This window comes from Citrobacter sp. Igbk 14, assembly GCF_028069825.1.
Taxonomy (GTDB): domain Bacteria; phylum Pseudomonadota; class Gammaproteobacteria; order Enterobacterales; family Enterobacteriaceae; genus Citrobacter.
Map to the genome: position 1 here is coordinate 83,651 of NZ_JANEWM010000002.1, position 19,615 is coordinate 103,265.

General features: G+C 49.6%; 17 protein-coding genes and 6 tRNA genes. 9 read left to right on the forward strand and 14 right to left on the reverse strand.

Annotated elements, in window-relative coordinates:
• Positions 1-176: 176 nt before the first annotated feature.
• The 3 genes from xapA to NNN64_RS01215 all read left to right on the forward strand — a co-directional run bounded on the left by xapA (position 177) and on the right by NNN64_RS01215 (position 3,471).
• Positions 177-1,007, forward strand: a complete 831-nt coding sequence (gene xapA, locus NNN64_RS01205) for a xanthosine phosphorylase (RefSeq protein ID WP_271440199.1) — start codon at positions 177-179, stop codon at positions 1,005-1,007.
• A 57-nt stretch (positions 1,008-1,064) separates the two neighbouring features.
• Positions 1,065-2,321: a nucleoside permease gene (locus NNN64_RS01210; RefSeq protein ID WP_271440200.1), complete on the forward strand. Its 1,257-nt coding sequence runs from the start codon at positions 1,065-1,067 to the stop codon at positions 2,319-2,321.
• A gap of 265 nt (positions 2,322-2,586) precedes the next feature.
• Positions 2,587-3,471, forward strand: a complete 885-nt coding sequence (locus NNN64_RS01215) for a LysR family transcriptional regulator (protein ID WP_271440201.1) — start codon at positions 2,587-2,589, stop codon at positions 3,469-3,471.
• 166 nt (positions 3,472-3,637) lie between these two features.
• Here NNN64_RS01215 and NNN64_RS01220 read toward each other — a convergent pair.
• From NNN64_RS01220 to NNN64_RS01235, 4 genes are all read right to left on the reverse strand, one after another.
• Positions 3,638-3,713: transfer RNA gene (locus tag NNN64_RS01220), tRNA-Lys, on the reverse strand.
• Positions 3,714-3,717: 4 nt separating this feature from the next.
• A tRNA-Val gene (locus NNN64_RS01225) sits at positions 3,718-3,793 on the reverse strand.
• A gap of 46 nt (positions 3,794-3,839) precedes the next feature.
• Positions 3,840-3,915, reverse strand: a tRNA-Val gene (locus NNN64_RS01230).
• Between the two features lie 46 nt (positions 3,916-3,961).
• Positions 3,962-4,037, reverse strand: a tRNA-Val gene (locus NNN64_RS01235).
• A 258-nt stretch (positions 4,038-4,295) separates the two neighbouring features.
• Between NNN64_RS01235 and gltX the strand changes: the two genes are divergently transcribed.
• Positions 4,296-5,711 (forward strand): glutamate--tRNA ligase, encoded by a 1,416-nt coding sequence (gene gltX / locus NNN64_RS01240; protein WP_271440202.1) that lies wholly within the window; start codon positions 4,296-4,298, stop codon positions 5,709-5,711.
• Between the two features lie 56 nt (positions 5,712-5,767).
• Here the strand turns inward: gltX and NNN64_RS01245 are convergent, their stop codons facing one another.
• On the reverse strand, positions 5,768-6,160 hold the full coding sequence (locus tag NNN64_RS01245; protein WP_271440203.1) for a MerR family transcriptional regulator: 393 nt from the start codon (positions 6,158-6,160) through the stop codon (positions 5,768-5,770).
• 1 nt (position 6,161) lies between these two features.
• A complete protein-coding gene (locus tag NNN64_RS01250; RefSeq protein WP_003028277.1) occupies positions 6,162-6,524 on the reverse strand; it encodes a YfeC-like transcriptional regulator in 363 nt (120 codons plus the stop codon).
• A gap of 221 nt (positions 6,525-6,745) precedes the next feature.
• Here NNN64_RS01250 and NNN64_RS01255 point away from each other — a divergent pair.
• Positions 6,746-6,821, forward strand: a tRNA-Ala gene (locus NNN64_RS01255).
• Positions 6,822-6,859: 38 nt separating this feature from the next.
• Positions 6,860-6,935: transfer RNA gene (locus tag NNN64_RS01260), tRNA-Ala, on the forward strand.
• 145 nt (positions 6,936-7,080) lie between these two features.
• Here the strand turns inward: NNN64_RS01260 and nupC are convergent.
• On the reverse strand, positions 7,081-8,283 hold the full coding sequence (gene nupC, locus NNN64_RS01265) for a nucleoside permease NupC (protein WP_048210997.1): 1,203 nt from the start codon (positions 8,281-8,283) through the stop codon (positions 7,081-7,083).
• Between the two features lie 273 nt (positions 8,284-8,556).
• Here nupC and NNN64_RS23265 point away from each other — a divergent pair, with 273 nt between their 5' ends.
• On the forward strand, positions 8,557-8,631 hold the full coding sequence (locus tag NNN64_RS23265) for a hypothetical protein (RefSeq protein ID WP_420808581.1): 75 nt from the start codon (positions 8,557-8,559) through the stop codon (positions 8,629-8,631).
• Positions 8,628-9,866, forward strand: a complete 1,239-nt coding sequence (locus NNN64_RS01270; protein ID WP_271440204.1) for an Nramp family divalent metal transporter — start codon at positions 8,628-8,630, stop codon at positions 9,864-9,866. The genes NNN64_RS23265 and NNN64_RS01270 overlap by 4 nt, the downstream gene beginning before the upstream one ends.
• Before the next feature lie 51 nt (positions 9,867-9,917).
• Here the strand turns inward: NNN64_RS01270 and NNN64_RS01275 are convergent, their stop codons facing one another.
• From NNN64_RS01275 to mgrA, 6 genes are all read right to left on the reverse strand, one after another.
• Entirely contained in the window at positions 9,918-10,910 is a 993-nt protein-coding gene (locus NNN64_RS01275) for an ABC transporter permease (RefSeq protein ID WP_271440205.1), read from the reverse strand.
• 13 nt (positions 10,911-10,923) lie between these two features.
• Positions 10,924-12,450: a sugar ABC transporter ATP-binding protein gene (locus NNN64_RS01280; RefSeq protein ID WP_271440206.1), complete on the reverse strand. Its 1,527-nt coding sequence runs from the start codon at positions 12,448-12,450 to the stop codon at positions 10,924-10,926.
• Positions 12,451-12,523: 73 nt separating this feature from the next.
• Positions 12,524-13,486, reverse strand: a complete 963-nt coding sequence (locus NNN64_RS01285) for a sugar ABC transporter substrate-binding protein (RefSeq protein ID WP_137384263.1) — start codon at positions 13,484-13,486, stop codon at positions 12,524-12,526.
• Between the two features lie 45 nt (positions 13,487-13,531).
• Complete coding sequence (locus tag NNN64_RS01290; RefSeq protein WP_271440207.1) at positions 13,532-14,737, reverse strand: PfkB family carbohydrate kinase; 1,206 nt, start codon at positions 14,735-14,737, stop codon at positions 13,532-13,534.
• 277 nt (positions 14,738-15,014) lie between these two features.
• On the reverse strand, positions 15,015-15,341 hold the full coding sequence (gene ypeC / locus NNN64_RS01295) for a DUF2502 domain-containing protein YpeC (protein WP_005122377.1): 327 nt from the start codon (positions 15,339-15,341) through the stop codon (positions 15,015-15,017).
• A gap of 137 nt (positions 15,342-15,478) precedes the next feature.
• Positions 15,479-16,468 carry an L-glyceraldehyde 3-phosphate reductase gene (mgrA, locus tag NNN64_RS01300; protein WP_271440208.1) on the reverse strand — a complete coding sequence of 330 codons (990 nt, stop codon included), beginning with the start codon at positions 16,466-16,468 and terminating at the stop codon, positions 15,479-15,481.
• A 183-nt stretch (positions 16,469-16,651) separates the two neighbouring features.
• Here mgrA and NNN64_RS01305 point away from each other — a divergent pair, with 183 nt between their 5' ends.
• On the forward strand, positions 16,652-18,304 hold the full coding sequence (locus NNN64_RS01305) for an alpha-keto acid decarboxylase family protein (RefSeq protein WP_271440209.1): 1,653 nt from the start codon (positions 16,652-16,654) through the stop codon (positions 18,302-18,304).
• Here NNN64_RS01305 and NNN64_RS01310 read toward each other — a convergent pair whose 3' ends face one another.
• On the reverse strand, positions 18,305-19,540 hold the full coding sequence (locus NNN64_RS01310) for an ion channel protein (protein ID WP_271440210.1): 1,236 nt from the start codon (positions 19,538-19,540) through the stop codon (positions 18,305-18,307).
• Between the last annotated feature and the right edge of the window lie 75 nt (positions 19,541-19,615).

Here is a 19,615-nt window from a genome sequence, read left to right on the forward strand (position 1 = left end):
CCAATATTTAAATGTTGATAATTGATAGGCATTGGATCTGAATTAATAAAGGTCAATCTATATAAAATCGATATTGAATTATGCAGGAAACGGTATTGGTAAGGTTCATGTGATTCCCGCTATAAACGAAGGGTGTCAGATTTCATTCAATTAATAAGCCCTTAGAAGGACATATCATGAGCCACTCTTTCTCGCAAAATCCCTGGTACAGTGCTGATATTATTCGTCGCTATAAACCCGACTTTACCCCACGTGTCGCCTTTATTCTGGGGTCCGGTCTGGGCGCGCTGGCTGAACAAATTGAAGGTGCTGTGGCTATCTCGTACGAAAAGCTGCCGGGTTTCCCGGTGAGTACCGTCCATGGGCATGCCGGAGAACTGGTGCTTGGTCATCTGGCAGGTGTCCCGGTAGCTTGCATGAAAGGGCGCGGCCATTTTTATGAAGGCCGTGGTATGGCGGTAATGACTGACGCCGTTCGCACGCTGAAATTACTGGGTTGTGAATTGTTGTTCAGCACTAATGCCGCGGGATCTTTACGTCCTGAAGTGGGGCCGGGGAGTCTGGTTGCACTACGCGACCATATCAATACGATGCCGGGTACCCCGATGGTCGGGCTAAATGATGAGCGTTTTGGCGATCGCTTCTTCTCATTGGCGAATGCTTATGATGCAGATTACCGCGCCATTCTCCAGACCGTTGCGGCAGATGAAGGATTCCCTCTCACTGAAGGCGTATTTGTTTCTTATCCTGGACCGAACTTCGAAACAGCAGCTGAGATTCGCATGATGCAAATTATTGGCGGCGATGTGGTGGGCATGTCTGTTGTACCTGAAGTTATTGCTGCTCGCCATTGCGACCTGAAAGTTGTGGCAGTATCAGCGATTACCAATCTGGCGGAAGGATTGGGTGATGTAAAACTGTCCCATGAGCAAACACTGGCAGCAGCCGAACTTTCTCGTCAGAACTTTATCAATCTGATTTGTGGTTTCTTACGCAAGCTGGCCTAAATACACAATAACAATAGCCCCGCATCAGGGGCTTTACCCTACGGCAAGGAATAAAAAATGGGTATTATTTCCCGATTAAAAATTATGTCGTTTTTGCAATATTTTATCTGGGGTAGTTGGTTGGTAACCCTGGGTTCATACATGATAAACACCTTACATTTTACGGGGGCCAATGTTGGCATGGTATACAGCTCCAAAGGCCTGGCGGCGATTATCATGCCTGGCATTATGGGGATCATTGCCGACAAATGGTTACGCGCGGAACGTGCGTATATGCTGTGCCATCTGGTCTGCGCCGGTGTGTTGCTGTATGCCACAACCGTCACGGATTCGGACACGATGTTTTGGGTCATGTTAGTCAATGCCATGGCCTACATGCCGACGATCGCATTATCGAATAGTGTTTCCTACTCTTGCCTGGCAAAAGCGGGTCTGGACCCTGTCACATCATTTCCACCCGTACGCGTTTTTGGCACCATTGGGTTTATCGTGGCTATGTGGACAGTCAGTCTGATGGGGCTGGAATTGAGCAGCGCACAGTTGTATATCGCCTCCGGTGCATCGTTGCTGCTTGCGCTTTATGCTCTCACGTTGCCGAAAATTCCGGTTGCAGAGAAAAAAGAATCAGCAACACTTGCCAGTAAGTTGGGACTGGATGCGTTTGTTCTGTTTAAAAACCCGCGTATGGCAATCTTCTTTTTGTTTGCAATGATGCTGGGGGCGGTACTGCAAATTACCAACGTCTTTGGTAATCCGTTCCTGCATGATTTCGCCCGTAACCCTGAGTTTGCCAATAGCTTTGTGGTGCAATATCCTTCAATTCTATTGTCGGTTTCTCAGATGGCAGAAGTCGGCTTTATCCTCACTATCCCGTTCTTTCTCAAACGCTTTGGCATCAAAACGGTGATGCTGATGAGCATGCTGGCGTGGACGTTGCGCTTTGGGTTCTTTGCGTTCGGCGATCCTTCTCCGTTTGGTTTTGTGCTGCTTCTTATGTCGATGATTGTCTACGGCTGTGCGTTTGATTTCTTCAACATCTCAGGTTCGGTGTTTGTGGAGCAGGAGGTCAGTTCCAATATACGTGCCAGTGCACAAGGGCTGTTTATGACGATGGTGAATGGTGTTGGTGCATGGGTAGGTTCGATTTTAAGCGGTATGGCCGTCGATTATTTCTCTATTGATGGAGTAAAAGACTGGCAAACCATCTGGCTGGTATTTGCTGCTTATGCACTGGCGCTGGCGGTTGTATTCGCATTGTTCTTTAAGTACCAGCATCATCCAGAAAAGTTGGCGACTAAATCATTGGCACATTAATTTATATATCACTGGCGAGTAAATACTCGCCAGTTTGCTTTATAAGCGACAGTAATACGTAAAGAAATAATTCCCTTTCAGGGTATTGAGGCTGACAATGGCACATTATTAATTTTACGCTATATATCTATTTTCATGCCTGTCTGTTCCCAACGTACGCTCTATTATCTGTATGCATATCGGATATCTGGTCGTTAAAACTCTTTTTTATCAGGTAATGTGGTAAATTCCAGACCTTATCCCTCATTCATGGAGTGCAACAGTTATGGAACGTGCCCATCGTATTGATCTGAAGTTATTGCGTTATTTCCTTGCTGTTGCAGAAGAACTGCATTTTGGTCGGGCTGCTGCCCGGTTAAATATGTCGCAACCCCCTTTGAGTATTCATATCAAAGAACTTGAACATCAACTTGGCACTTTGCTGTTCATCCGTCACTCCCGTAGTGTTGCGTTAACCCATGCAGGGACTATTTTGATGGAGGAGTCCCGTCGTTTGTTAGCCAGCGCCAATCAGGCATTGGCACGCGTAGAGCAGATTGGTCGTGGTGAAACAGGGCGAATTGAACTTGGTGTTATCGGTACGGCAATGTGGGGAAAAATGCGCCCGGTCATGCGGCGTTTTTTGAAGGAAAATCCCAACGTTGAAGTGCTATTTCGCGAGCATATGCCGGCAATGCAGATGACGATGCTGGAGCGCCGTGAGTTGGATGCAGGAGTATGGCGGATGGCGACTGAACCTTCGCCTGGATTCACCAGCTTGCGTTTGCATGAGTCCTCTTTTCTGGTAGCGATGCCAGAAGAGCACCCACTGGCCGCGCTTGCAGCGATACCATTGGAAGCGTTACGGAACGAATATTTTGTCACGATGCCTTCCGTTCATACTGACTGGACATTTTTGCAGCGTGTTTGCCTGAGCGTCGGCTTTACGCCAATGATTATTCGCGAGGTGAGGGAGCCGCAAACGGTACTGGCGATGATCAGTATGGGGATTGGGATTACCTTAATCGCAGACAGTTATGCGCAGATGAATTGGCCGGGAGTGGTGTTCCGCCCGTTAGAGGAACGTATTCCGGCGGATTTGTACATTGTGTACGACCAACAACAGGCAACGCCCGCGCTGGAGAAACTGGTAGCGGCATTGACGATGTGATGTCTGTGCCGGATGGCGACTAACGTCTTATCCGGCCTACGCGTGTGCGGTATTGTCTGTAGGCCTGATAAGCGCAGCGCATCAGGCAAGACCCGAACCTGCTGCAGGTTCGAATCGTTAAATTTTGCGCATAGCAAAAAGGCGCCTTTAGGGCGCCTTTTTACATTGGTGGGTCGTGCAGGATTCGAACCTGCGACCAATTGATTAAAAGTCAACTGCTCTACCAACTGAGCTAACGACCCGAAGTGGTGGGTGATGACGGGATCGAACCGCCGACCCCCTCCTTGTAAGGGAGGTGCTCTCCCAGCTGAGCTAATCACCCACTTCGGTACTTCATTTTATTGTAAGAAATCCAGCTGGCGAGAAAGTGGTGGGTGATGACGGGATCGAACCGCCGACCCCCTCCTTGTAAGGGAGGTGCTCTCCCAGCTGAGCTAATCACCCACTTCTCAATTTCTTACTTTACACGGCGGAGACTACTTAAAGTAGTTGGTGGGTGATGACGGGTTCGAACCGCCGACCCCCTCCTTGTAAGGGAGGTGCTCTCCCAGCTGAGCTAATCACCCCCGCTGTGTGGAGTCGCATTATAGGGAGAGTTGAAAATGAGTCAACGCATTTTCTAAAGAAATTGTTCGTTCGTCGTAAATTTAAGCAAAACGATCGCAAAACAATCCATGCCGCATGATTTGTATACGAAAATGGCAAAGCGTGATGTTCCAACCTGAACAACATTGAGGAATCAGACCACAGTGATAGAATACCAGCCTGATAATCTTTCCAGGATTTGCCGGTTGTCGGCATCTTTATAAACGTAAGGCCATTTCATGAAAATCAAAACTCGCTTCGCGCCAAGCCCGACAGGTTACCTGCACGTCGGCGGTGCGCGTACTGCTCTTTATTCCTGGCTTTTTGCACGTAACCATGGCGGTGAGTTTGTGCTGCGTATTGAAGACACCGATCTCGAACGCTCCACTCCGGAAGCTATTGAAGCCATTATGGATGGCATGAACTGGCTGAATCTGGAGTGGGATGAAGGCCCGTATTTCCAGACTAAACGTTTTGATCGTTACAATGCTGTCATTGATGAGATGCTGGAAGCAGGTACGGCATATAAATGCTATTGCTCCAAAGAACGTCTGGAACAGCTGCGTGAAGATCAGATGGCAAAAGGTGAAAAACCACGTTACGACGGTCGCTGCCGTCATAGCCATGAACACCACGCGGATGACGAACCTTGCGTCGTACGCTTTGCGAACCCGCAGGACGGGTCCGTTATTTTTGATGACCAGATCCGTGGGCCGATCGAATTCAGCAACCAGGAGCTGGACGACCTGATCATCCGCCGTACTGATGGTTCCCCGACCTATAACTTTTGCGTTGTAGTTGATGACTGGGATATGGAAATCACCCACGTCATTCGTGGTGAAGACCATATCAACAACACCCCGCGTCAGATCAACATCCTCAAAGCGTTGAACGCACCGGTTCCGGTTTATGCTCACGTATCGATGATCAACGGCGACGACGGCAAAAAACTCTCTAAACGTCACGGTGCGGTCAGCGTTATGCAGTATCGCGACGACGGCTACCTGCCAGAAGCGTTGCTGAACTATCTGGTACGTCTGGGGTGGTCCAGCGGCGATCAGGAGATCTTCACCCGTGAAGAAATGATCAAACTGTTCTCTCTCGGTGCGGTGAGCAAGTCTGCAAGCGCGTTCAACACCGAAAAACTGCAGTGGCTGAACCACCACTACATCAATGCACTGGCGCCAGAATATGTGGCGACACATCTGCAGTGGCACATCGAGCAGGAAAATATCGATACGCGCGTTGGCCCGCAGTTGTCTGAGCTGGTAAAACTGCTGGGTGAACGCTGTAAGACGCTGAAAGAGATGGCGCAGAGCTGCCGCTACTTCTACGAAGACTTTGCTGAGTTCGATGCCGATGCAGCGAAGAAACACCTGCGTCCGGTTGCCCGTCAGCCGCTGGAAGTGGTTCGCGATAAACTGGCTGCTATCAGCGAATGGACCGCGGAAAACGTGCACCACGCGATTCAGGCAACCGCTGACGAGCTGGAAGTGGGTATGGGTAAAGTCGGGATGCCGCTGCGCGTAGCCGTAACCGGTGCGGGTCAGTCTCCTGCGTTAGACGTTACGGTGCATGCGATTGGTAAATCTCGCAGCATTGAACGTATTAACAAAGCGCTCGCGTTTATTGCTGAGCGTGAAAGTCAGCAGTAAGACAGGTTAAGAGATAAAAAAACGGCAGGCGCATAGCCTGCCGTTTTTTTTGGTATTTATTCAGACTCATCAATGCCCAGACGGGTCAGGAAAGTGCGAATACCTTCGCGCGAAATATACATCGCCAGCTTTTCCTGTTCCGTTGGCGACATGTTATCCAGTGCGCTGATTATCTGACGGCAGGCGTGACTGCGAACCACGTGTGTATACTCGGCAATAGGTTCTTCTGCCTGATAAAATTCCGGTACCTTGCGAAAAGCTGGAATGTTGAGAAGAAACTCTCGGACGCCGGCATCAATATGAATAAGCCTTGCGCGACCACCTTTAACACCGGGAAATTTTTCGGTTGTCCAGTTTTGCTCTCTGATCCAACGATTGACGGTTTGTTTGGCGACACCGAGACATTCAGCCAGCTCTTCGGTGGTCATTTTACTGCGTAATTTTTTCATATTATTTGTTGTCGCGAATCCCTAAGCGTTGTAACAAACCCGTAATGCCTTCACGCAGGATCAGCGACGTAAACATTTTCTGTTCTGATGGCGTCATTTCTTTGGCGAGTCTTATCAGTAGAGCTTCGATGGAGGTGTCACCTGATAAAGATAAATTATCTGATAAGCCTTCCGCTGAACGCTCAGCGCTGCGAATGTATTCACGAACTTGTTCGGTAACGTGAACCAGACGGGCTTTACCGCCCTGAACGCCGGGTTTGGGCGAGGTAGCCCAACCTTCCTTGCGCACCCATTTATTGATGGTCTGTCGGCTGTATCCGGTCAGATTAGCAAGTTCTTCTGGCGTCATCCGTTCCTTGAACATAACGATTCCCTGAATAGTCGTGGGGTTAATTAGTGGCTCATTTTATAGCACCATTTTAGTAGAAACCGTGACGCGTTTAACTACTGAATGCGAGTTGTTGCGCAATGTTCTTCATTTGCCTGCTTTTTCAGCGATTGAATTCTATGAGTTAATTTTGCCGTTGACACACGCGAAGGGAATTCATATGATGCCGCCCGTCAACTCGACAAGCTTTACGTGACGGGGCTATAGCTCAGCTGGGAGAGCGCTTGCATGGCATGCAAGAGGTCAGCGGTTCGATCCCGCTTAGCTCCACCAAATTTAATCCCAATGAATTTGGTACGTAAAGGCATCGTGGGGCTATAGCTCAGCTGGGAGAGCGCTTGCATGGCATGCAAGAGGTCAGCGGTTCGATCCCGCTTAGCTCCACCAAAATTGAAACCCTCGCTGAAAAGCGGGGGTTTTTCGTTTCTGTATCCTGTCCGTTCTTACCCTATATCCCTTCGGTTTGCTGAATAGCAGGCATAAAAAAGCCGAGGAAAATCCCCGGCATTTTTACAACGATATTGTCTTACGCTTACAGTACCAGTGCTGCAATGGAAGCAGACAGTACGCTCACCAGCGTAGAACCGTATACCAGTTTCAGACCAAAGCGGGAAACCACGTTACCTTGCTCTTCGTTCAGGCCTTTAATTGCGCCAGCAATGATACCGATAGAAGAGAAGTTCGCGAAGGAAACCAGGAACACAGAGATAATGCCTTCAGCGCGCGGAGAGAGCGTAGAGGCGATTTTCTGCAGGTCCATCATTGCGACGAATTCGTTGGAAACCAGTTTGGTTGCCATGATACTGCCTACCTGCAGCGCTTCGCTGGACGGCACACCCATCACCCATGCAATCGGGTAGAAGATGTAACCCAGGATGCCCTGGAAGGAGATGCTGTAGCCAAACCAACCGGTAACGGTAGCGAACAGGGCGTTCAGGGCAGCGATCAGCGCGATGAAACCAATCAGCATTGCCGCAACGATAATCGCAACTTTGAAGCCTGCCAGAATGTATTCACCCAACATTTCGAAGAAGCTCTGACCTTCGTGCAGATTGGACATCTGAATATTTTCTTCGCTGGCATCAACGGTATAAGGGTTGATCAGTGACAGAACGATAAAGGTGCTGAACATGTTCAGAACCAGCGCAGCAACAACGTATTTTGGTTCCAGCATCGTCATGTACGCGCCGACGATAGACATGGAAACGGTAGACATCGCCGTTGCTGCCATGGTGTACATGCGGTTGCGAGACATTTTACCGAGGATATCTTTATAGGCGATAAAGTTCTCGGACTGACCCAGGATCAGGGAGCTAACGGCGTTGAAAGATTCCAGTTTGCCCATACCGTTCACTTTGGATAACAGGAAACCAATCGCGCGGATGATAACCGGCAGAACACGGATATGCTGCAAAATACCGATCAGGGCGGAAATGAAGACGATTGGGCAAAGCACTTTCAGGAAGAAGAATGCCAGGCCTTTATCGTTCATGCTGCCGAAGACAAAGTTAGTCCCTTCATTAGCGAATCCGAGCAGTTTTTCAAACATTTCGGAGAAGCCTCTTACAAAGCCCAGGCCGACATCAGAGTTCAGGAAGAACCATGCCAGTAACACTTCGATAACAAGCAATTGAATAACATAACGAATGCGGATTTTTTTACGGTCACTGCTTACCAGCAGTGCGAGTACCGCAACCACGGCAAGGGCCAGGACAAAGTGAAGAACGCGGTCCATATTTGCTCCAAATTTGAGGCAGATTTAGTTTTCGTGCACATTCTATGTAACAACAGTAAAGAAAACGAGATCAAACACACACTATAATAAGGACCTGTGACGAGATTCAAAATTAGTGATCGGTGATACACTTCCGTTATGTTTAGTATGGAAGTGAAAAGTTATGTCACTGTGCTAATCTCATAACAATAATCAAACATCTTACCGGCATTTCCAAATTTCTTACCATTCCATAGACAAACGCTATCAGAGAAATCAACTTCACCCATCAAAATGAATTTGATAATCATTCTCAACAAGCGTAGCTTAAAACATAGCAAAGGCTATGTTTCTGAGGCACTAAAATGACTAACGATCGCGTTGAGAGTAGCAGTGGACGGGCAGCGCGCAAGTTGAAGCTCGCATTAATGGGACCTGCGTTCATCGCGGCTATCGGATATATCGATCCCGGTAACTTTGCTACGAATATCCAGGCAGGGGCTAGCTTTGGCTACAAACTGCTGTGGGTTGTGGTCTGGGCAAACCTGATGGCAATGCTGATTCAAGTGTTGTCGGCCAAGCTTGGCATTGCCACCGGCAAAAACCTGGCGGAACAGATCCGTGATCACTATCCTCGTCCTGTGGTTTGGTTTTACTGGGTACAGGCCGAAATTATTGCGATGGCGACCGATCTTGCAGAATTTATTGGCGCTGCGATTGGCTTTAAACTCATCCTTGGCGTTTCGCTGCTGCAGGGGGCTGTGCTCACGGGTATTGCGACATTTTTAATTCTGATGCTGCAGCGTCGCGGGCAGAAACCCCTGGAAAAAGTGATCGGCGGTTTGTTGCTATTCGTGGCCGCGGCATACATTGTCGAGCTGATCTTTTCCCAACCGAACCTTGCGCAGCTTAGCAAAGGAATGGTTATACCAAGCCTGCCCAATTCTGAAGCGGTGTTCCTGGCGGCCGGTGTGCTTGGCGCTACCATCATGCCGCACGTCATTTATCTGCACTCCTCCTTAACCCAGCATTTGCACGGTGGTACGCGCCAACAGCGTTACGCAGCGACGAAATGGGATGTGGCTATCGCCATGACGATTGCCGGATTTGTGAATCTGGCGATGATGGCGACCGCAGCAGCCGCGTTTCACTTTAGCGGGCATACCGGTATCGCAGACCTGGACCAGGCCTATCTGACGCTTGAACCGCTGCTGAGCCATGCTGCTGCTACCGTATTTGGTTTAAGCCTGGTGGCAGCAGGGCTTTCCTCTACCGTGGTTGGCACGCTGGCGGGGCAGGTGGTTATGCAAGGTTTTATCCGCTTTCATATCCCGCTCTGGGTGCGTCGTAGCGTCACCATGATGCCGTCATTTATTGTGATTCTAATGGGGCTTGATCCCACCCGGATTCTGGTGATGAGTCAGGTATTACTCAGCTTTGGTATCGCCCTGGCGCTGGTACCGCTACTGATTTTTACCAGCAACAGCCAACTGATGGGGGATTTAGTTAATCGTCGTTGGGTGAAACAGGTAGGCTGGGTGATTGTGGTGCTGGTCGTGGCACTGAATATTTGGCTGCTCGTCGGAACCGTGCTCGGATTGTAACAGGGCTTTCATCTGCTGTGGTTACCCGGTCAAGCCGGGTAACCCTCATGATTATTTTTTATTTAAGTGGCTACGGTATGTATCAAGTACCACTGCAACGATTATCACGGCTCCTGTTATAAAACGTTTTGTCGGCTCGCTTGCGCCAATTTGCGCCAGTCCCGCTGCCAGAACGGAAATAATCAGCGCGCCAAGAAACGTACAAATAATAGAGCCACGTCCTCCCATCAGGCTCGTGCCACCAATCACAACGGCGGCAATCACCTGTAGTTCCATGCCAACGCCGCTATTGGGGTCGGCGGCTTCAAGACGGGCAACCTGAAACAGCGACGCCAGGCCGGATAATCCCCCCATCAAAGCAAAGACTGCGATCTTATAAGGACCAGGATTTATACCTGACAATCGAACGGCTTCTTCATTGGTGCCAATACCGATCAAATGGCGACCAAATACGGTTCGCGTCAGCACCAGATGCCCAGCGACAATGACAACGATCGCGATAATAAAAGAAGGGGAGACGCCAAAGAGAATGGGGTCGGCTAAATAATCATAAATAGAACCGATATACGCGGTCCGCGAGTCAGTTAACTGATACGCTGCTCCGCGGGCCATTTCCAGAACGCCCAGTGAGACGATAAACGCCGGAATACGCCAGGCAACGGTAATCAGGCCTGTTAGCGCCCCAACGAATGTGGCGAGTGCTACGCCGGAAAGCGCGGCCAGCCAGGGCGTCCAATGAAAATTTAAATAGGTGACGCTGACGACTGCAGCAGCAAGCGCCAGCAACGATCCAACGGAAAGGTCGATGCCGGCAATGATTAAGATAAATGTCATCCCCACCGACATGACGATTAAATCGGGGATCTGATTCGCAATAGTGCTGAAAGTGTTCATGCTCCAGAAATGAGAACTGAGGCATGAAAATAGGACGATCATTGCGGCTAACGCTCCGAGCAACCCGATATAGCTACTTAGACCTTTCCATGACGTCGGTGTATTTCGTTTCTCTGCTGCCGCTTGTTTTGTCGCAAAATTGTTTTTCATTTTTTATCCCCGGCTACTCGCTGACAGTCTCTTCTGAATGCTGATAGGCCGAAAATGCAGCCGCTAAAATGCGATCCTGGCTCCAGTTATCACGTGTAAATGTGTTCACTAACTTGCCATCGGAAATGACCGCAATACGATCGCAAACCAGCATCAGTTCGCGCAGGTCGCTGGAAACGACAACAACGCCTTTTCCCTTCGCCGTTAACGTATTCAGTAATTGATAAATATCTTGCTTGGCACCTACATCAATACCGCGAGTCGGCTCATCAAATAAGACGACTTCACAGTCTCGCTCCAGCCAGCGGCTAATGAGAACTTTCTGCTGGTTACCACCTGACAGGCTTTCCACAGCCTGTGAGGTGTTCGTTGTACGAACGCCTAAACTTTTGATGTGCTTATTCGCTAATGTGGTTTCACTCAATGTGTTGACGACCGACAGATGGCTAATTTTGCCGCTGTTACCCAACGAGATATTTGCGGCAACCGACTGTGGTAGCAGAAGCCCTTCACCTTTACGATCCTCAGTGACTAAGGCGATACCGTGTCGGATAGCTTGTGCAGGCGAACGGATCACCACCGGTTTTAGTGGAGTGCCAATCAGTAATGTGCCACTGTCTATTTTGTCCGCGCCAAAAATAGCGCGTAGCAGCTCTGTCCTGCCAGAGCCGACCAGGCCACTAATGCCGAGCACTTCGCCACTGTGCAAGGTAAACGACGTGTCGCGAATGATTTTCCCACGCTTAAAATTTTCCACTTTCAGGATGGGCTGACCTGCCTGGCGTCCACTTAAATCAAATGAACTTTCTAAATCGCGGCCGACCATCAACGAAACAAGTTGATCGCGGGTATAACGTTTAATATCGTCCACGCAAACCAAATGGCCATCACGTAGCACCGCGATGTCATCGGCTATCATCGCAAGCTCATCCAGTCGGTGAGAAATATAAATTATTGAAACGCCTCGGGCTTTGAAGAGCGCTATTTGTTTAAACAGCAGTTCGACCTCACGACTACTAAGCATGGCCGTCGGTTCATCCAGAATAAGTATCCGGCTTTCACCAATCAGGTTTCTGGCGATTTCGATCATCTGTTGGTGACCAATACCCAATTCGCCCACCAGCGTATTTGGATCGACTGATTGCAGCCCAACCATTGCCATTACCGGACGGGCCATTTCTGCTAGCTTTTTTCGATCGATCCAGCCGAATCGATGCGGAAGTTTTTCGAGAAATAAATTTTCTGCAACCGACAACGTAGGCAGTAAATTGAGTTCTTGCATAACCATGCGAACACCCAGCTTTTCTGCATCTTTTCGGCTCGCAGGTGCGTAAGGCTGCCCCTGATAAACCATTTTCCCGGTCGTTGCGTTGGTTAACCCGCCAATAATTTTTGATAACGTACTTTTCCCGGCACCGTTTTCTCCCGTCAGGGCCAGTACTTTTCCTGGATATAATGCTAGCGTCACATCCACCAGAACAGGTTCACTGTAGGTTTTACCTACCCCCTGTATTGTGAGGATTTCTTGCCCACTTTTCATATTCTGGCCTTATCCGGTAAGCCGCTCTGATACTCAATTGATGGCAGTACCACAGCGGCGCACTGTAATCCGCTTATTGTTTGACGATCAGTTTTATTGGTGTTTCTACGTTGCTGGAGAGCTCACTCTGTTTTTTGCCATTTTTTAAGGCATCAAGGGCGGCATCAATACCAAATACAGCTTGTTGAGAGGCAAATTGGTCCGCGGTTGCTAAAACACGACCGTCATTTAACATAGGCTTAATCGCTTCGATATTGTCATAGCCGACAACCAGAACCTGTCCTTTTTTCCCGGCAGAACGGATGGCGGAAACGGCACCTAATGCCATATTATCGTTATCGGCTAACAGTGCTTTGATATCAGGATACTCACTTAACATTGCCGCAGCGACCGCATTGGCGTTGTTAATTTCCCACTGGCCAGATTGAACAGAGACGACTTTCATACCGCCCTGCGCCATTGCATTTTGGAAGCCCAGAGTACGTTGCTGAGAGTTGCTGGAGGTAGGGATGCCCTCAATAATACCAACCTGATCGCCGGCCTTAAGATGCTTCGCTAAATAATCGCCAATTTCTTTTGCACCTTTTTGGTTATCCGGGCCAACAAAAGGAATATTCAGGTTTTTATCTTTAAGTACACCGTCATCAAATTTGTTATCAATGTTGATGACAATAATACCGGCATCAATTGCCTTCTTAATGACTGGTACAAGGGCTTTCGAATCTGATGGTGCAATGATAATCGCATCGGCTTTTGAGACAATCATTTGTTCAACGATCTGGATTTGATTTGCCGTATCTGTTTCGTTTTTGATGCCGTTAGAAATCAAATCAAACTTGTCGGCATTTTTTTTCTGATACTCTTTTGCTCCGGTTTCCATGGTCAGGAAAAACTCATTTGCCAGTGATTTCATCACCAGCGCGACTTTAGGTTTATGCGTCTGAGTATCGGCGGCAAAAGCAGGGGCGGTGAAAGTGGCGGAAAGCGCTAAACCGACTGTGGCACCGATAACACGATAAAACATTTTATTTTTCATGAAATTATCCTATAGGTGTAGGGGGCTGAATGATGCTCTAAACAGCTACTGCATACGATGATAAACGAGTGAATTGTTGGGCATATTTGATGCACCTTTACGTTCAACTTTCAACGAGGCAAACGCAGAAGCATACTGCGCTGCATTGATGAGTCCTTTACCGTTTGCAATGCATGCAGCCAGTGCCCCGGTAAAGGCATCGCCTGCTCCACTGGTATCGACCACGGCTGATTTATAGGCAGGAATATGCGTGAAAACTGTGCCATCAAAGATCAGACAACCGTCGCTACCTAACGTGATAATGACGCATTTTGCGCCTTGCACATAAATGCTCCTGGCGGCATTTTTGGCCGAATAGATATCAACAATGTTGATACCAGATAACGCTTCAGCTTCAATTTTGTTCGGTGTAATAATGTCAATTAAATGCAATATTTCTTTGATCTCTGAAACATAAGGCGCCGGGTTCAGGACAACCAGCGATTTTCCGAGTTTTGCCTGCATGATAGCGAAACGCGTGATTGGAAAATTATTCTCCAACTGAGTTAAAAAAACTTTGCAATTACGGATGGTATCAATATCCAATAGAATATCTTCCTGGGTAAATGTTTCATTGGCCCCAAGATCGATACTGATCATATTGTCACCCGTGGCACCTGAAACCCATACCATTGCAATGCCCGTGGATGACATTTCATTTTCAAAAAAAGAAAAAGAAGAAATTTCAGTATTGGTTAAATATCTTTTGGCTTTTTTGGAAAACTCATCAGCTCCTAACTTAACGGTAAGATGAACATTGTTATTGATTTTAGCCGCGGCAACCGCCTGGTTTGTGCCTTTTCCTCCGGCATAAAAACGGGTTGCAGAGGCTCGGATGGTCTGGCCAATCTGAGGAAATGTCGTCGTTTCAGAAACAATATCTATGTTAAATGAACCAAGTATGTAAATGCTATCATCTATATAGCTATTTTGTTTGGCATGAGTAGAAACCGATACAATTTCTTTGTGGCTTTTGAACCCATTCAATATGGTGTTGGTGAAAGACTGTTCAAATAATGATTCATCAGATGCGCTTTTTAATTGTGCACCACCATGAAATAACGAGAAAAGACTATTCTGACTTAATTCATTTAAGTCATTACGGATCGTGCGAGTTGTGACAGATAATTCCTTTGCTAATTCGCTAACATAAACCTTTTTATCGGTTACTAACTTAACCCGAATGGCCTTTTGTCTTTCTTGTTTTTTCATTAGCGCTCACCCCAGGTTTTATAATATTAAATTAATGTTAATATTTATCGCGCAAAGTTCAAAAAAAACACGATAAATCGGAATTTTTTTTTCCGATTTTGCGAATTTGTGAAATGAACAGGAAATTTACGGGAAAACAGGGGAGAGCGGATGTGACTGCTCGTCATCTGGCGATTGGCAAAGCGTGATGCAAAAAGGGCCTGGGTATAGACACAGGCCCTGGCTAACTCGATGATTTGTGTGAACAGTACTCCCCGCATGATGGGGATTTGTTACATTAATGGCGGTGCCCGTGGCCACGTCCACGCCCGCGATGGTCATCGCGATCGTTCCAGCCTTCACGATAGCCGCGCTCATAAGCTTTGCGCTTATCCCAGCCGCGATGATAGCCGTTGTCATGACGCCACCAACGATTTTTGCGCCATTCATAATTATGGTGCCAGTAATCCCGGTCACGCCAGCGCCCACCGTCCCAGTAGTTGCCGTAGTTATCGCGATCGCCAATTTGTAATTTAATCGACGGCAGCAGGGTAATTTCGCCAGCGTTTGCGGCCAGCGGTGCAAAAGCCAATAAGACTGCCGCCAGAATCAGTGACCTGAACATTCTTTCTCTCCTTCACGATCGAGCCGTAGCCGGCCTGTTAACGCAATATTACGGGGCAGTAAAGCCCCGTTTCATCGCCTTAACTCTTAAATCGTCAGAGAGCGCACTTTTTGTTAATAAATGTGTCTTTATTTCCATCAACCCAGGATGGCGTCGATCTCCGCACACTCTTCGGCAGAGAAATGACGGTTTGCCAGCATGCCAACGGCATCTTCAATTTGCGCAGGTTTGCTGGCGCCAATCAGTACTGACGTCACTTTATCATCGCGAAGAACCCAGGCTAACGCCATCTGGGACAGTTTTTGTCCCCGGCGCCCGGCCAGCGCATTAAGGGCACGGACTTTTTCCAGTTTTTGTGGGGTGATCTGGTCTGGGTTGAGAAAACGACTGGCGCTCGCTGCCCGGGAATCCGCCGGAATACCGTTCAGATAGCGGTCAGTTAATTGCCCGCCAGCCAGCGGGGAAAAGGCGATGCTGCCAACGCCTTTTTCCTGCAAGAGTGACAGCAGTCCCCCCTCAACCCCGCGCTCAAACATGGAATATTTCGGCTGGTGGATGAGACACGGTGTCCCTAAATCATCGAGTATTTCGATCGCCTGCCTGGCGAGATCCGTCGGATAGTTAGAGAGTCCTACGTACAACGCTTTCCCCTGACGCACAATATGATGCAGCGCGTTCATGGTTTCTCTGAGCGGTGTTTGGGGATCGGGGCGGTGATGATAGAAGATATCAACATACTCCAGCCCCATACGTTTCAGGCTTTGATCGAGGCTGGCAATCAGGTACTTGCGCGATCCCCAGTCACCGTAGGGACCTTCCCACATGGTATAGCCCGCTTTGGTCGAGATTATCAGTTCATCCCGGTACGATAAAAAATCTTCCTGCAGGATGCGACCGAAGTTTCGTTCAGCCGAACCCGGCGGTGGGCCGTAGTTATTCGCCAGATCAAAATGGCTGATCCCCAGATCGAAGGCGTGCTGTAATAAGGCCCGGCTGTTTTCGACCTGAGTGGTGTCACCAAAATTGTGCCACAGACCCAGGGAAATAATCGGCAGTTTAAGGCCGCTCTGACCGCAGCGGCGGTATTCCATTGTGTGATAGCGATTTTCGTTAGCCTGATAAGCCATGTCGCCTCCTTCCAGAATATATGTGCCTTTCAGTGTATACGGTTACACAATCGATTCTTCAAGGACATTTTGATCGTCAAAACTGTACACCCTGCTTTCCACCTCCTTCGCAGCGACATTCCTGGACAGTCATCACAGTTCTTCGATACTCAACATGAGGTTACCGTCAGAAGGATAGCTGTCATGCAAACCCCGTATTCCGTTGCTGATTATCTGCTGGACAGGCTGGCAGGCTGTGGCATTGACCATCTGTTTGGTGTGCCGGGCGATTACAATTTGCAGTTTCTTGACCACGTTATTGACCACTCAAGCGTGCGTTGGGTCGGGTGTGCAAATGAATTGAATGCGGCGTATGCCGCGGATGGCTATGCCAGGGTAGTCGGAGCGGGAGCGCTGCTTACCACTTTTGGTGTGGGCGAGTTAAGCGCAATTAATGGCATTGCAGGAAGTTACGCGGAATACGTTCCTGTCCTGCATATTGTCGGGGCACCATGTCGCAGCGCTCAGCGTCGTGGCGAGTTAATGCATCACACCCTCGGCGACGGTGACTTTCAGCATTTCTACCGTATGCAACAGTCAGTGACGATAGCCAGTGCAGTGCTGGATGAACAAAATGCCTGCTATGAAATTGACCGCGTGTTGCAGGCGATGTTAACCGAAAGACGACCGGGTTACCTGATGCTACCTGCTGATGTTGCGAAACAACCCGCCACACCACCGAGTGACATACTTATTGTTCCCTTGAGCGAGCCGGAAAGTAGTGTAGCTGCTGCGTTTCGCTATCATGCGCGTGAGCAGTTACTGGACAGTTCGCGCGTGTCGCTATTAGCCGATTTTCTCGCGCTACGCTTTGGCTTGCAGCCCGTTTTACAACGCTGGATGACGGAAACGCCGATGGCTCATGCCACGCTGTTGATGGGCAAAGGATTGTTTGACGAGCGACATCCGGCGTTTGTGGGTACCTACAGCGCGGGGGCCAGCAGCGATTATGTGCGTCAGGCGATAGAAGATGCCGATACGATTATTTGCGTCGGCACCCGGTTTGTTGACACCCTGACCGCCGGGTTTACGCAAAACTTACCTCTTGAGCGAACGATTGAGGTTCAACCCCATGCGTCGCGGGTTGGGGGAAGCTGGTTTAACATCCCGATGGAACAGGCGGTTACTACGCTACGGGAACTGTGCCTGGAAATGTCGTTTTCGCTTCCGCCTGAACGTCCTTGTGCCGGGCGTCTGCAGGTTGAGAAAGGCCCTCTGACGCAGGGAAATTTCTGGCATACGGTGCAACAGTATCTGGCCCCCGACGATATTATCCTTGTCGATCAGGGGACCGCAGCATTTGGCGCAGCTTCGCTGTCACTTCCTGCCGGGGTGGAAGTACTGGTCCAGCCGTTGTGGGGGTCAATCGGTTACGCTTTGCCTGCTGCATTCGGGGCGCAAACAGCCTTCCCGCACCGTAGGGTGATCCTGATTATTGGCGATGGCGCGGCACAGCTCACCATTCAGGAGTTGGGAACCATGCTTAGGGATGGGCAAACTCCTGTTATTTTGCTGCTCAATAATGACGGTTATACCGTGGAACGAGCCATTCATGGTGCGAACCAACGATACAATGATATCGCCGGATGGAGCTGGACGCTGGTGCCGCAGGCGCTAAGTCGTGAATGTCAGGCGGAATGCTGGCGCGTGAAGCAGGCTGTCCAACTGGAAGAGGTTCTGGCTCGTCTGGCAAAACCGCAACGCCTCTCGTTGATAGAAGTGGTGTTGCCGAAAGCTGACCTTCCCGAACTCTTGCGCACGGTGACCCGTGCGCTGGAATCCCGCAACGGGGGGTAGCTATTTATCGGGACGGTCAGCAATCATCATTGGTTTTCCGGCTAATAGCAGCCAGGCCGGAAGCATGACGATGCACAACAGCGGTAGTAGGGTGGTGTCCGGCACCACCACTGCCGCCATAAACAGGCTCAGCCATGCATCACGAGTGACGACCAGTACCAATCCCAGAATGGCGCAGGAGACCGTAATCGCGGCAGGAACGGCTTCGACATGGGCGTGCAGCATCAGCCCCAGCGCGACGCCAACGAATACCGCGGGGAAAATCCGCCCACCGCGAAAACCACTCGCTGCAGCCACGACCAGCGCCGCCAGCTTTATCACCGCCAGCATGAAATAGTCCGAGGCTCCCAGCGTCTGGCTAAATGCCATTTGCTGCATCTCATCCAGGCCCTTAAACAGAGTCAGTGGTCCTCCGATAACACCCAAAATACCGAGGATAAAGCCTCCCGCGCCGAGGATCAGCACCGGGTGTTTGAGGCGATGTATCAGATGGTGCAAACGAGGCAGACACCATACGGCCACCATCCCCGCCGCGATAGCAATGGCCGCAACGACCGCGCCACTGAAGATATCGACCAGATGCATCTGCGTATAGTGCGCGATAGGCAGCGAAAAGTGGGGATGAAAGAACAGGCTGGTGGTAAGTGATCCTGCCGCGGCGGCCATTAACGGTGCGAACAGACGGTCCCATAAGGGGACATCGTTGGAGCTGTTCAGCGTTTGTGAAAAGACCAGCGCAGCGGCAACCGGGGTACCAAATAGCGCCCCGATGGTGCCAGCAGAGGCGAGGATGGTCCAGTCCAGCTTCGCAATTCGCGGAAACATGCGGCTACCCATCGCCACTGCCAGCGCAATGTTAACGGTCATGATGGGGTGCTCTGGACCCAAACTGACGCCCCCCGCGAGGCCAATAATCAGAGCGGCCAGCAGTCCTGGCAATGCAGAGGTCGAGACGGGCATACCGATTAAGGGTTCGCAGGCTGGGTCAGGGCCAGCATGACCATGACTGTAGCGGATGATGAGCCCGACCATGACCCCGGTAAGCGTGAGCATAGCAATAATCCAGAATGGAGAATCCTGGGCAATACCGATGCTTATGGGCAGACGTTCCCACAAAAATTGCTGTAAAACGGAGGCCACTTTCATCACAGCAATCAGCACCAGGCTGGACGCTACCCCAATCAGTAACGCAGGCGTTGATAGCAAGAGCATCGTTCTGGCTCGCGGATGGAGCATTTTCTATTCCTTAATGCAGAGTCATAGACGTAGTTTGCACAGCCTGCCCAACGGCATCGCTGCAAATGGTGCTGA